Genomic DNA, 13,392 nt, shown 5'->3' on the forward strand with positions numbered 1-13,392 from the left:
GTGGCAACTTTTTGAGAAATTTTAGGATTTATTAACTTTATTATACTTGGGCGATCGCCAATGTTAGCGCCCTGGAAGCATAAAAAATCAATATAAGTTTACAAAAAGGGTAAATCTATGAGCTTTACAATTGAAAATGCTTTAATTCCGGTTGATAGCGGTTATGAAACCGCAGATGTGCAAGTGGTGGATAATTGCATAAGTGCGATCGCCCTCAATTTAGAGCCTGCGGGAACAGTTATCGATGGCAAAAATAAGCTGCTGCTGCCCGGTTTTGTCAACGCGCACACTCACTCTTCAGAAATGTGGCAACGAGGCATCATTCCCCCTTTGCCCCTAGAGTTGTGGATTGCCGAATTGTACGATTTTACACCTCTCGATTCCGAACAAGTTTATTTGAGTGCCTTGGGAACTGCGGTAGAAACATTGCTGTCGGGCGGTACAAGCGTAGTCGATCATTTAGTTTTGATTCCGGGGCAAGAATTAGAAACAATCGCCGCAGCAGTTCGCGCTTATCAAGAAATCGGCATCCGCGCTTTTATCGGATCGTTAATTCAAGATGAATCCCTGACAGCGGGAATGCCTTCTGGCGATAGCGGCATCGAACACGCGGCTTACATTCGATCGACCAAGGCAACTTTGGAATTAATGGAAACAGCCATAAAACAGTTTCACAATCCCGAAAAAGGTGTTAATATGTTGTTGGCACCGACGGGAATTCAACTGTGTTCTGATGCTTTGTTTGAAGGCTGCATCGATTTGAGCGATCGCTACAATCTTTGTCGGCACGCCCACCTATTAGAAACTTCCGCGCAAAAACAACTAGCTCACGAAAAATACGGCTGTAGCGCTGTCGAACACCTGCAAAAAATTGGTTATTTGAGTCCGCGAACTTCCTTAGCGCACTGCGTTTGGCTGGACGATTCCGACATTGCGATTATGGCAGAAACTGGAGCGACAGTCGTACACAATCCCCTCAGCAACTTGCGCCTGGGAAGCGGGATTGCACCGATTTTGAAATACCGTCAAGCGGGAGTCAACGTATCTTTTGGCTGCGACGGCGCTGCTAGCAATGACTCTCAAGATTTGCTGGAAGCCATTAAAATTGGTTCGATTTTGCACAATATCACGGATTTGGATTACCGCCAATGGATTACACCGCGCCAGTCTGTAGAAATGGCATCCCTGGGAGGAGCAAAAGGCTTGAATCTGGCCGATGAAATGGGTTCGCTGACAGTCGGTAAAAAAGCAGATTTTGTGCTGTATGATTTAACCAGTTTATCATTGCTGCCGCGCACAGATCCCATCGGCTTGCTGATTTTGGGACGCCCGACTAATGCGGTAGATAGCGTTTGGGTAAACGGCAAGCAAATTGTCGCCGAAGGTAAGGTTAAAACGATCGATGTTGATGCTTTGAGGCGGGAATTATTCGATCGTAGCGAGTGGAATAGCAAGCGTCAATCGCAAACAGTAAGTGAAATAGAAGCCCACTATCGAAAAGTCATGAACTTGCAAGGTTATTCTTAAAAATCGCTAGCCCACTTTAAAACTGCTTGTCTTGGGGCGATCGCCGATCCACTTTCAGGACTGAACAATGTAGCCGATCGATGAGCAACAATAAACAATTTTTGCATCTCCATTAGTGACTTTCGGCTGTCCGCTGTTGGTGGCTGCTTTCCCCCGCAACTGCAACTGTTCGAGGTAACGAATTGCCACGGGCAGTTTTCCAGGGGGTAGTAGCCATCAATGCAGGCACAATCTTGCCATTTTTTTAATAAGTAGCACTTATGCACTATATAAAACATTTTTATATCCTAACATCTTAGGCTAATTACTGCTACCCTTGAGGTGGAAATGCGTGATTTTTTCACAAATGCCCGATCTAAGCTTGAGAGATGAGCCATGCTTATAGAATTTAGTGTCGGTAATTACAGATCCTTTAAAGAGCCAGTCACCTTCAGTATGGTGGCAGCTAATCTTGTGGCAAAAGACAAAAATCTTGATGCAAACAATGTTTTTGCTGCAGACAAAGACTTGAGACTGCTTAAGAGTGCTGCAATATATGGAGCAAATGCTAGTGGAAAAAGCAATCTTGCTAGAGCCTTAAGCTTTATGAAACAGTTTATGATTAATTCATCTAAGGAAACTCAGAGTACAGATGAAATAGGTGTAGAACCTTTTAGGCTCAATACAGAAACTGAAGGAAAGCCATCGTACTTTGAGCTAGTTTTTCTGATGGATGGCAGAAAATACAGATATGGATTTGAGGCAACACGAGAAAGAGTTACATCGGAATGGCTTTTTTACGTCCCTAATGTAAGGCAGACAAAGTTATTTGAGCGTGATATTGACACTATTAGACCATCCAAAAATTATGATGCTGATGGTATTCAGCAAAGAACTAGAAGTAATGCGCTCTTTCTTTCTGTTTCTGCTCAATTTAATGTTGAACTAGCAGAGAGAATTTTGGAGTGGTTGACTGACAATCTGAACATCATATCTGGTTTAGACGCTCGATTGTATCTGGATTACACAGTTAAATGTTTCACGAACAATGAGAACCGATCTGACATTGTTAACTTAATCAAAAAGTTAGATTTTGGAATCAGTGAAATTCAAGTCGATCAGGAAGATTTCACAGTTGATTCTCTGCCTGATGGAATTCCCGATGAACTAAAAAAAATCATTGTTAAAGCAGGAGTAAAAGCAACTTCAATAGGAACTGAACATCGAAAATTTGATCGTGAAGGAAATTACAAATCTCTTGAGAGATTTGATTTAGAAAGTCATGAATCTCAAGGTACACAAAAGGTTTTTGCTTTTGCTGGACCACTAATAAATGCCCTCAAGAAAGGAGAAGTTCTTATTATTGATGAATTTGACGCAAGCCTTCATCCTCTAATCAGTCTTGCAATTGTTGAAATGTTTAATTCTCAAGAAACCAACTCAAATAATGCTCAGTTAATCTTCATAACACATGATACCAATCTACTTAGCAATAAGATTTTTCGCAGAGATCAGATTTGGTTCACAGAAAAAAACAGATATGGTGCCACAGACTTATACTCCTTAGCAGAGTATAAGATACGTAATGACGCTACCTTTGAAAGTGACTATATCAAAGGTAGATATGGAGCAATCCCATATCTTGGAAATCTCAAACATCTGATTAACTCTAATGGCTAAAAGAAAAATAAACTCTCGCGGATATTCACCCAGAAAAGTAGACACGAGAGAGGTTAAACAGAGGTTTTTAATTGTCTGTGAAGGATCGAAAACTGAACCTAACTACTTCAGAAGCTTCCGTGTTCCTAAGAATGTTGTTGAAGTAGACGTGCATGGCTTAGGAGAAGATCCCAGCAGATTAGTTAGAAGTGCTACAGACTTAAAAAATAAAGACGGTGATGATTACGATCAAATTTGGTGTGTTTTCGATCGAGATTCCTTCCCATTAGAAAATTTCAACAATGCCATATCAAGTGCTAGGTCTCAGGGATTTAGTGTAGCTTATTCTAATGAAGCTTTTGAGTTGTGGTATATCTTGCATTTTGAGTATCTCAATACTGGAATTCCTCGCAAGGACTATATTCGCAAGTTGTCTTTATTGCTCGGTAAAAAATACGAAAAGAATAGTGAAACTATTTATAATGAGCTACTTGATAAACAGCCTAATGCTATTAGGAATGCCGAAAAGCTTCTCACAGAGTACGATCCTCATGTCCCAGCAAAGGACAATCCATCTACAACAGTACATCTCCTGGTACAAGAACTAAATCGGTTTATTCAAAAGTAAATACTAAGAAGCTAATTCTAAAAAGTAGATTGTTGAAATATTTTTCTCGTCGCTCGGGACTTGGATGAGTTGAATTTTGGATGATATTTATTTTCATCTACTTTATAGTTTCTGACAGAAGTAGGTTGGGTTGAAGAATGAACCCTCCGCTTCGCGAGATCCCAACAATCGCCAATTGGATACGCACCGATTGCATACCTACAAATGCACAAGATTGTTGCGTAAATCCTGTATTGTCGCTTGCCAAAGCAATTAACATTTTTTTATTCCTGAAGATAGAGAGAGGGCGCGATCGTACCCTACCCGCAGAAAGAGGGATTTATCCACTTTGTGGGGATACATCCACACAATTCACGCCCTGCTGCCGCATTTCTTGGATCGGGGCAGCGGTACAATTGTAAATGTGGGTTCGATCGGCGGCAAGATACCGATCGCTTATCAAGTTCCTTACACTACTAGCAAATATGCTGTTACTGGATTGACGGAAAGATTGCACGCGGAATTATCGGATAAAGGGATTCGAGTTTGCGGCGTGCATCCGCATTTTATCAAGACTGACTTGATGGAAAGAGCTATCTTTTTAGGGAAAGACAGGCAAGAAGTGCAGCAGCGACAGGATTTAGTAAAAAAGGCGATCGAGAGTCCGCTGTTAGAAAATCCTGAAGATGTAGCAAAAGCTATTTGGCAGGCGGTTAAACACCCGCACTCTGAGATAATGGTTGGTTCGGCAAATGTGTCGCAGGCTAGTTATCGTTTGTTTCCGGGGTTGATGGATTGGATATTTAAGAAAATTTTTGGAATGAAAGATAATGGTTGAGGATTCATAGCTTTCTTGAAATGGGTAAATTCAGCTTTGTTTGATATGATCTTTTATTGTCCTCATATTCTCTTCTGGGGGCAGCACAAACAAAGCAAGGAAGGTTGAATGTTTAGATTGTACGGATGGCGGCGAGGCTTGGTCTTAACTCTTGTTTTTACGATCGCCCTTACCTCCTCCGCGATTTTATCCCCCCGTCTCTTGGCTCAAACCCCGCCCACCACCCCAACAACCGAAGTGCGCGGCGTCTGGCTGACGAACATTGACAGCGACGTTATCTTCTCTCGCAACAACATCATTGACGCTGTAAATCGACTCGATAAACTCAATTTTAATACCATCTATCCCACGGTTTGGCAAGGAGGCTATACGCTTTATCCCAGCGCTGCAGCCGAACGAGTATTCGGACAGTCGATCGACCCCTCGCCTGGATTGAAAGACCGAGACATCCTCAAAGAAATCATAGCACAATCCCACCAAAAAGGTATAGCAGTAATCCCCTGGTTTGAGTTTGGTTTCATGGCTCCCGCCGAATCGGAATTAGCCACACTTCACCCAGACTGGCTGGCGCAGCGGCGCGACGGTTCAACTATTTGGAAAGAAGGCAAACATGATCGAGTTTGGCTGAATCCCTTTCATCCCGAAGTACAGCAATTTATCTCAGATTTAATCCTAGAAATTGTCGATAATTATGATATAGATGGCATTCAATTTGACGATCATTTCGGCTTGCCAGTAGAATTTGGCTACGAGCCGTTAACAGTGTCAATGTATCAGGAACAAATCAAAAGCCCTCCCTCCGACGACCCCCGCGAAACCTTCTGGGTGCGCTGGCGGGCGGACAAAATTAACGAGTTCGTGGGGCGAGTTTCCCGCGCCATCAAATCCCGCAAAGAAAAATGTATTGTCAGCTTATCTCCGAACCCTTTCCACTTTTCTTTACCCGCCCACTTGCAGGACTGGTTTACCTGGGAAAGACGCGGCTACATCCAAGAAATTGTGTTGCAGGTTTATCGCAGCGATATCAAGCGTTTTAGTGCCGAACTGGAACGGGAAGAAGTTAAATTAGCTAAACTTAACATTCCAACTGCGATCGGCATTTTGACAGGCCTTAAAAATAATTCCGTTCCCCTCAAACAAATTCAAGAACAAGTGCAAGAAGTGCGAAAAAGAGATTTCGCTGGCGTGTCGTTCTTTTTCTACGAAAGTTTGTCGAATTGGGCTAGCGAAACCCCCGAACAGCGCAATTATGCCTTGCAAGAATTCTTTCCCACAAAGATGCAGCGCCCGCCATCCGAAGCCAGAATTTGAAACCCAGGGTTAAAATGAGAAAAAGCATACAGCGCTTAGGAATTGTCATCTTATTTTTGACCGCTTTCCTAACAATTGGCTATTTCACTCCCAGAAAGTGGGGAAATTACTCGCAAGCAGATTGCACAATTTCTCTATACATTTCCAACCAAGGCATTCACACCGAAATCATCGTTCCAGTTAAAAATGAATATTTTGACTGGAATCAATTTTTACCGCTAAGAGAAATAGGGCGGGATGCCAATTATGATTATAAATATTTGTCTTTGGGCTGGGGAGATCGAGCTTTTATGCTCGAAACTCCCACATCAGGAAGTATCAACCCAGTTACAGCTTTCAAAGCCCTATTTCTCCTTACTCCGTCTACCCTACACGTTCAAAGTTATCGGGTTGTCCCCCAAAATATAGAAACCAAATGTGTTAAACTCAGTGGAAAAAATTATCTGATGCTGGTAAATTTTATTAAAAATTCATTCCAATTAGACGCAGCAGGTAAGAAAATGAAAATTAGCTACGGCTACGGTAACAGTGACAGTTTTTATGAAGCAAAAGGCAGTTACTATATTTTGAGAACTTGCAACGACTGGACGGCCGAAGCTTTGCAAAAAGCCGAGGTCAATACTCCTTTATGGTCAACGCTTTCTTCGGCGATTATGTTTCATCTTAATAGCGGTTGCGAATGTCACAAATAAATGGTAGTAGGCAATCGTAAGACTCTCTTTACTTTAGGTTGTTAAATTTATAATGAATGATTATGTATGGGTGGGAATATTGCCTAAAGTTGCATTCTTTTTTTTAGCTGGTATAATTAGCAATTTGAGGAAAAATTATGAACGTAATTCCAGCGATCGACTTATTGGATGGAAAATGCGTCAGATTGTATCAGGGAGACTACGCGAAGTCTCAAACTTTTAACGACAACCCTGTCGAAGTCGCCAGACAGTGGGTAAATGAAGGCGCGACAATGCTGCATTTAGTAGACCTCGATGGCGCTAAAGCCGGTCATCCAGTCAACCAAGCCGCCATTGAAGCGATCGTCCGATCAGTAGACGTTCCCTGTCAAGTAGGTGGCGGAATGCGCGATCGCACTTCTGTTGCTGCTATCCTCAATTTAGGCGTCCGCCGCGTCATTCTCGGCACTGTCGCCGTCGAACAACCGCAATTAGTCGGCGAATTGTGCACCGAATTTCCCGATCAAATTCTGGTTGGCATCGATGCCAGAAATGGTAAAGTTGCCACTAGAGGCTGGCTAGAAACTTCGGAAGTTTTAGCAACTGAATTGGCGCAAAAAATGGCCGAGTTAGGGGCGGCTGAAATTATATACACCGACATTCACCGCGACGGTACTATGGAAGGGCCGAATTTGGAATCTTTGCGCGAAATTGCTAACGCTATTTCGATTCCGGTGATTGCTTCCGGTGGCGTTAGTTCGATCGCCGATTTGTTGAGTTTGCTGGCTTTGGAACCAATTGGTGTCAAAAGTGCGATCGTCGGTAGGGCAATTTATACCGGCGATATCTTGCTAAAAGAAGCAATTCAAGCAGTCGGACAAGGGCGGTGGCAGGATGTACCGCCAGATTTGGGTTCTTCGAGTTTTGCTTGATAATCATGTCGAGTTAACTGGCTACCCAATATGTAACAGTTATCAATTTTTCGACTCACACTCAACAGTCATTAGTCATTAGTCATTAGTCAACAGTCAACAGTCAACAATCAACAGTCACCGTAGAATCGTATTTCTTACCATCATCGTAACCATGTTTTTGAACCATACAATTACAGCTTTAAGTTCTGGGATGGCATCCCTAGTTGCTCCCATACCTTTGTTAGCAACAGTCGAGGCAGAAAATTCGCCGATCGTCCTCAGCGGAGTTTTGCTCACTTTAGTAGTGATTTATGTCGCCAGTAAATTAGGCGCGGAAGTGGCTAAAAAGTTCGATTTGCCGCCGGTTTTGGGTGAACTTGTAGCAGGGGTAATTGTTGGCGTATCTGCTTTACACCTGGTCATTTTTCCCGAAGCAGGGCTGTCAGCATCAGACTCAGGGATTATGACAGTTGTGCAATCGATTAATCATCTGTCTCCTGCCGCCCTCACCAGTGTGTTTGAATCGCAGAGTGAAGTCATTTCAGTGCTAGCTGAATTGGGCGTAATTATTCTGCTGTTTGAAATTGGCTTAGAGTCGGATATCAGACAACTCAAGGAGGTGGGGGCTCAAGCTGTCGTTGTCGCTTGTGTGGGCGTGGCAGTTCCCTTTGCTGCCGGTACTGCGGGTTTGATGATCATTTTCCACACGGCGGCGATTCCGGCGATTTTTGCGGGGGCTGCTTTGACAGCAACCAGCATCGGAATTACCTCCAAAGTTTTGTCGGAATTAGGACAACTCAAATCTAAAGAAGGTCAAATCATTGTTGGTGCAGCGGTGATTGATGATGTGCTAGGAATTATTGTCCTAGCTGTTGTCGCCAGTTTAGCCAAAACTGGTGAGATTGATGTTGTTAATGTCATCTATTTGATTGTCAGTGCAACTGCCTTTCTGCTCGGTTCGATTCTATTGGGCGGCATCTTCAACAAAAGCTTCACTGCGGTCGTGGAAAAACTCAAAACTCGCGGCAATATAGTTATCCCGGCATTTATCTTTGCTTTCTTCATGGCTTTTCTGGGCAACGCAATTCATCTCGAAGCGATTTTGGGTGCGTTTGCGGCTGGTTTGGTGTTGGATGAAAGCGATGCCCGCAACGAGTTGGATGAACTGGTGAAACCCATCGCGGATTTCCTGGTTCCCATCTTTTTTGTAACCGTGGGAGCTCGGGCGGATTTGGGGGTTTTGAACCCAACAGTGCCGGATAATCGGGCTGGTCTTTTGATTGCCGTATTTTTGATTGTGGTTGCGATTTTGGGCAAGCTGGTGACTGGTTGGGTGGTGTTTGGTCTGCCTGGAATCAATCGATTGGCGATCGGAGTGGGGATGATTCCTCGGGGCGAAGTCGGGTTAGTGTTTGCCGGCATCGGTTCCGCGAGTGGGGTTTTGGATAAACCCTTAGAAGTCTCGATTATTATCATGGTGATTCTAACAACATTTTTGGCTCCGCCTTTTCTGCGGGTTGCCTTTGGGGATACGGTAGAGCCTCCTGCTAGTGGCGAACCTTCTAGCGAGCAAATCGTTTGATTAGCGGGTGATATTAAGCCTGTGTTGAGGCGGTTGGGGGCGATCGGCTGGTCTTGAACCACTTTCCGGCGATCGTCTCCATTGTTACTCATATCAATTCCCGTTGCACCGGAATGATATAACAGCCCTCTTAAAACCCACAAGACCGTTCATAAAACCTTCACGAAACCTGTTCGATAAACTATCCCAGTGCGATTTGTAGCTAGCTTCATAGGCGTCTATCATCAGAAACGCTATATATAAATGCGATCGCAATTATTTACCCACGAGTGCTACAGCACCGCTTTGCAACACAGGAATTTCAATTACGAACTCTGCTCCTTGATGGGGTTGAGAGAAGCACTGGAGCAAGCCACCGTGCTTATCAACTACAATTTGATAGCTAATGGATAGCCCTAATCCAGTTCCTTTACCAATTGGTTGGGTGGTGAAGAAGGGATTGAACACCTGTTGTCTAACAGTTTCCGTCATCCCCGGTCCATTGTCTTGAACTTGAATCACCACGTTTTTAGAATAACCGCGCTGAGCTTCGTTTGTGATGAGCTTAGTCCGAATAGTGATGCAACTGGGATTCTTTTGAATGTCTTTTAGAGAACGCTGATTGTCGTAGTTTTCTAAAGCATCGATCGCATTTGCCAGAATATTCATAAAGACTTGGTTCAACTGTCCGGCATAGCACTCTACTAGCGGTAAGTCGCCGTACTCCTTGACAATTTCAATAGCAGGATGATTCGGTTTTGCCTTCAGTCGATTTTGCAAAATCATCAATGTGCTGTCAATTCCCTCGTGGATATCAACAGGCTTCATGTCTGCCTCATCCAGCCGTGAGAAGTTTCTTAGAGACAGGACAATTTGACGAATGCGATCGGCTCCTACTTTCATTGAACTCAGCATTTTGGGTAAATCTTCACTAATGTAGTCCAGGTCGAACTCTTCAATTTTTTCCTGAATTTCGGTATTAGTTGGATAGGTTTGCTGGTAAAGCTGAATCAACTTTAGTAAATTTTGCGTGTAGTCGGCAGTATGGCTCAGGTTGCCATAGATAAAGTTGACTGGATTATTAATTTCGTGAGCCACACCAGCAACCAGTTGCCCCAAACCTGACATTTTCTCTGCCTGAATAAGCTGTGCCTGAGTTTGCTGCAAGGTTTTGAGTGCAACCTCAGCTTCCTCTTTTGCTTGCCTTAATGCAGCTTCGGCTTGCTTGCGCTCAGTAATATCCAGTGCCAAGGATGCAACTCCAATAATATTTCCACCATCCCCTACTAAAGGCGTATTGAACCATTCGCAAATAATGATTTTGCCGTTTTTTGTAAAATTTTCATTGACGCTGTAGATTCCTTGGCTCTGCATCAACAACTCGTTCATAATTTGATCGACGACCTTTCGGGCAGATGCAGGCACAATTAATTCTGCGGGATGGTGTCCGATCGCCTCTGTAGCCGTGTAACCAAAAATCTGCTCTGCCGCTGGATTCCAAGCAGTGACTTTAAAGTTTAAATCCCATTCCACCACTGCTAGTGCAGTTTGGCGGAATAGAAAAGATAGCCGCTGTTCCGACGCTTTGAGTTCCTCTTCTGCCTGTTTCCGTTGAGTAATGTCAATGCCTGTTTTGATGATGTACTCAATTTGACCTTGATCATCGACTAAAGCAGTATCTGACCAGGCAATGAGTCTAAGTTGTTGATCTTTACTCACCCAACTGCCTTCATACTGCTGGGGAAAATTACCAGATTGTAAAGACTCAAAAGTAGTTTTGGCTTGTCTAGCTAAGTCTGAGTTCGGGAACAAGTCCCAAATGTAGCGCCCTTTCACTTCACTAAACGAGTAATGAGTCGTTTGTTCGCAAGCTCGGTTAAAGCGAACGATTTGTCCCTGCGGGTCGAGCACAACTACCAGGGCACCTGCAATTTCAAGAATAGCTGAAACAAAATTGCGTTCGACTTCAACTGCTTTAATCAGTTCCTCTAACTGGGTTGCCATATTGTTAAAGGCGATCGCCAATGTCCCCAATTCGTTTTGGCTGTCGATGTTGACCCGCGTCTCTAATTGCCCCGCACTGAGTTCCGTAGCTGCTGTAGTTAAGCGCTGTAGCGGCACCACAATTTGCCGAATAAATAGATACCCAATGCCAACAGCGACGATCGTCACCAGCGTCAATGAGCCTCCCATAATTGAGAGCATTTGGTAAACGGGAGCATACGCCTCAGCCGTTGGCAGTTCTACAACCACATTCCAATTCACGCTCCGAACTAAGGCACTGGCTCCCAATACTTCTACCTGCTTTAGACCCTGATAAACATTAAGGTGCTTAGTATCCTCGGATGCTTTCAAAAATTGAAAAAAGGGACGCTTTGAAATATCTTGAATTTGAAACGTTTCTGGCTTACTACCCTTTTGAGCAATGAGAAAATTACGCTCATCAACTACATAGACATAACCTGTATTGCCAACATCTGTTTGGGAAACAATAAACCAGAGAAAGTTGAGATTTACCTCGGCTAATAGCACCCCATCCACTTCATCTCGCTCATTCCGAATCGGAACTGCCAGAATGGTGGTTGGTTGGTGATTTGTAGGATTAATTTCTACAGGACTGACATAATCTTCCTGTTGTTTAAAGGCACGAATAAACAGTGGCGACTTGGCTGGATTTTCTAATTTAAGCGGTTTATAGGGTGAAACTGATGCAACAACTTTTCCCTTCCGGTTCAAAATGGCAACGGCTTCATAAGCATCATTATGACGAATCAACCCTTCCAACAGGCTCTGCTGCGCTTGAGGTTGAAAGTTGGTGAGTCCTTTGACCCTAGCTAAATAGCTCAGTTTTCGTTTCAAGTCATCTAGATAATTATCAATCTGCCCTCCTGCTGTCTGGCTACGCGCTTGTTGGAGCGATCGCGATTGCTGGATCTGCGCCTGAAAGCTGAGGTAGATCAGCAAGCCACCTGTGGGCAGTAAGCTCAGAAGAACCAAAAATATCAAACCATAGCGGAGCTGATTTGCAATAGAAAAGAAGCGTTGCCAGGGATGAGAACGAGAGCTTCTGGCGATCGGCAGAGCGCGATCGTTGCGTTGATTTTTCATCGGACTATTGATCAATATTGGTAAATCAATTAATGCGCGCACTAAGGAGAAACATCTATTTGGCCAGTCGTCACAGCATCTCGGATGGTCTTGAAAGTCTCCTCTTCCTGAGACGTGAGACTACCACGGAAAGGGGCAAAGTCGTAGATCTTTTCCTTGAGCCCAAACTTGTAAAGTTTTCCTTCCCAGCGACCTTGCTGGGTTAACACTGCCACATTTAGCACCAGATTGGGAATGTCCTGCAGAACGCTAGTTAGGACTTTGCCGGGAGCCAGTTCGTACTGATCCTTGGCCCAACCAATCACAAGGACTCCTGGCTTTTGCGTAACGGCTTTTAGCGCGGCTAATCCTGCCTCATCCGCGTTGATTGTCAAAACATCTACTCCAGAGGCAACCATATCCGTTGCAACTTTGGTGGCTTGCTCCGTATCAATCCAACTGTTGAGAAAAGCAGTCGAAGCTTGAACAGAGGGATTCGTTGCCTTCACTCCCCGCCTAAACAAGGCTTCTTCTTCTTTGTAAACCGGATAAGCTGCACCCACAATATAGCCAACTTTATTGCTTTTAGTCTTCATGGCAGCCAAAGCGCCTGTGAGGTAGCCCACCTCACCCGATCGAAAGGCAACAGCCCCCAAATTTTGGTTATTCCCTGGATAGGTTGTAACCAGGGCAAATTTCGTTCGCGGAAATTCTTTAGCAACCTTTTCGGCAGCTTTGATATAGCCACCACTGGCTGCAATTACCAGGTCATAGCCTGACTGGGCATATTTGCGAAGGGCAGCTTCACTATCTTCACCGTCAAGGCCAGTAAAGTCTACCTGAGCATTAAATTTATCTTTGATTAGGTTTAACCCTTCAAAGCAGGCTTGAGCCCAACTGTTGTTGTCTTTGGAGCCTGTGACGACCAATGCCACTCTAAAGCTGCTAGAGGTACTTGCTTCAGGGGAAGAGTTTACGTTCGGAGTCGATCGACTGCAACTGATCGCAAAAAATAGAGCTAGAGCCACCAGAGTCATTTGTTTGAAAAGAGATTGAATCCGCATAATAGCTTTTCGCAGCAATATTACTTTTTCTACGCCGATAAATTTGTTGAAGGGTATCTCAACAATCTTCACAACTCTTACTGTAGCTGGGATTTAATGACTCTGGCCGATTCAGCGTACCACTCATTTAACCTCAAAAACAAGTAAGGACACCGCACTGCCGTGTCCTTACAA

The 13,392-nt window shown here is 44.0% G+C and carries 11 protein-coding genes; 8 read left to right on the forward strand and 3 right to left on the reverse strand.

All coding sequences use genetic code 11. From position 1 onward, the window contains the following. Positions 1 to 117: 117 nt before the first annotated feature. The gene (locus QT979_RS17135) at positions 118 to 1,527 is read left to right on the forward strand and encodes an amidohydrolase (protein ID WP_333311164.1); all 1,410 of its coding nucleotides are present in this window, start codon (positions 118 to 120) and stop codon (positions 1,525 to 1,527) included. Between the two features lie 54 nt (positions 1,528 to 1,581). Here the strand turns inward: QT979_RS17135 and QT979_RS17140 are convergent, their stop codons facing one another. After that, positions 1,582 to 1,716, reverse strand: a complete 135-nt coding sequence (locus QT979_RS17140; protein ID WP_333311165.1) for a hypothetical protein — start codon at positions 1,714 to 1,716, stop codon at positions 1,582 to 1,584. Positions 1,717 to 1,902: 186 nt separating this feature from the next. Here QT979_RS17140 and QT979_RS17145 point away from each other — a divergent pair, with 186 nt between their 5' ends. The 7 genes from QT979_RS17145 (at position 1,903) to QT979_RS17175 (ending at position 9,088) form a co-directional block, all read left to right on the forward strand. Next, on the forward strand, positions 1,903 to 3,186 hold the full coding sequence (locus QT979_RS17145) for an ATP-binding protein (RefSeq protein WP_333311166.1): 1,284 nt from the start codon (positions 1,903 to 1,905) through the stop codon (positions 3,184 to 3,186). Next, the gene (locus QT979_RS17150) at positions 3,179 to 3,793 is read left to right on the forward strand and encodes an RloB family protein (protein WP_333311167.1); all 615 of its coding nucleotides are present in this window, start codon (positions 3,179 to 3,181) and stop codon (positions 3,791 to 3,793) included. Before QT979_RS17145 ends, QT979_RS17150 begins: the two co-directional genes overlap by 8 nt. Before the next feature lie 328 nt (positions 3,794 to 4,121). Then, entirely contained in the window at positions 4,122 to 4,610 is a 489-nt protein-coding gene (locus tag QT979_RS17155) for an SDR family NAD(P)-dependent oxidoreductase (RefSeq protein WP_333311168.1), read from the forward strand. Between the two features lie 108 nt (positions 4,611 to 4,718). Next, positions 4,719 to 5,921 (forward strand): glycoside hydrolase family 10 protein, encoded by a 1,203-nt coding sequence (locus QT979_RS17160; protein ID WP_333311169.1) that lies wholly within the window; start codon positions 4,719 to 4,721, stop codon positions 5,919 to 5,921. A gap of 14 nt (positions 5,922 to 5,935) precedes the next feature. Next, positions 5,936 to 6,613 (forward strand): TIGR02117 family protein, encoded by a 678-nt coding sequence (locus QT979_RS17165; RefSeq protein WP_333212599.1) that lies wholly within the window; start codon positions 5,936 to 5,938, stop codon positions 6,611 to 6,613. A gap of 137 nt (positions 6,614 to 6,750) precedes the next feature. Next, a complete protein-coding gene (gene hisA, locus QT979_RS17170) occupies positions 6,751 to 7,524 on the forward strand; it encodes a 1-(5-phosphoribosyl)-5-[(5-phosphoribosylamino)methylideneamino]imidazole-4-carboxamide isomerase (RefSeq protein WP_333228149.1) in 774 nt (257 codons plus the stop codon). 154 nt (positions 7,525 to 7,678) lie between these two features. After that, positions 7,679 to 9,088, forward strand: a complete 1,410-nt coding sequence (locus QT979_RS17175; RefSeq protein WP_333212595.1) for a cation:proton antiporter — start codon at positions 7,679 to 7,681, stop codon at positions 9,086 to 9,088. Positions 9,089 to 9,343: 255 nt separating this feature from the next. On the opposite strand, the gene QT979_RS17180 is transcribed toward QT979_RS17175, so the two are convergent. Then, positions 9,344 to 12,175: a PAS domain S-box protein gene (locus QT979_RS17180; protein ID WP_333212593.1), complete on the reverse strand. Its 2,832-nt coding sequence runs from the start codon at positions 12,173 to 12,175 to the stop codon at positions 9,344 to 9,346. Between the two features lie 41 nt (positions 12,176 to 12,216). After that, complete coding sequence (locus QT979_RS17185) at positions 12,217 to 13,290, reverse strand: BMP family protein (RefSeq protein WP_333311170.1); 1,074 nt, start codon at positions 13,288 to 13,290, stop codon at positions 12,217 to 12,219. Positions 13,291 to 13,392: the final 102 nt, after the last annotated feature.

The sequence above is a fragment of the Microcoleus sp. w2-18bC1 genome (genome assembly GCF_036700365.1).
In the GTDB taxonomy this organism is placed as follows: domain Bacteria; phylum Cyanobacteriota; class Cyanobacteriia; order Cyanobacteriales; family Microcoleaceae; genus Microcoleus.

Coding starts and splice junctions, on each gene's coding strand:
- QT979_RS17145 (WP_333311166.1), top strand. CDS start 1,903: ATGCTTATAGAATTTAGTGTCGGTAATTACAGATCCTTTAAAGAGCCA.
- QT979_RS17180 (WP_333212593.1), bottom strand. CDS start 12,175: ATGAAAAATCAACGCAACGATCGCGCTCTGCCGATCGCCAGAAGCTCT.
- QT979_RS17175 (WP_333212595.1), top strand. CDS start 7,679: ATGTTTTTGAACCATACAATTACAGCTTTAAGTTCTGGGATGGCATCC.
- QT979_RS17135 (WP_333311164.1), top strand. CDS start 118: ATGAGCTTTACAATTGAAAATGCTTTAATTCCGGTTGATAGCGGTTAT.
- QT979_RS17165 (WP_333212599.1), top strand. CDS start 5,936: ATGAGAAAAAGCATACAGCGCTTAGGAATTGTCATCTTATTTTTGACC.
- QT979_RS17150 (WP_333311167.1), top strand. CDS start 3,179: ATGGCTAAAAGAAAAATAAACTCTCGCGGATATTCACCCAGAAAAGTA.
- QT979_RS17160 (WP_333311169.1), top strand. CDS start 4,719: ATGTTTAGATTGTACGGATGGCGGCGAGGCTTGGTCTTAACTCTTGTT.
- hisA (WP_333228149.1), top strand. CDS start 6,751: ATGAACGTAATTCCAGCGATCGACTTATTGGATGGAAAATGCGTCAGA.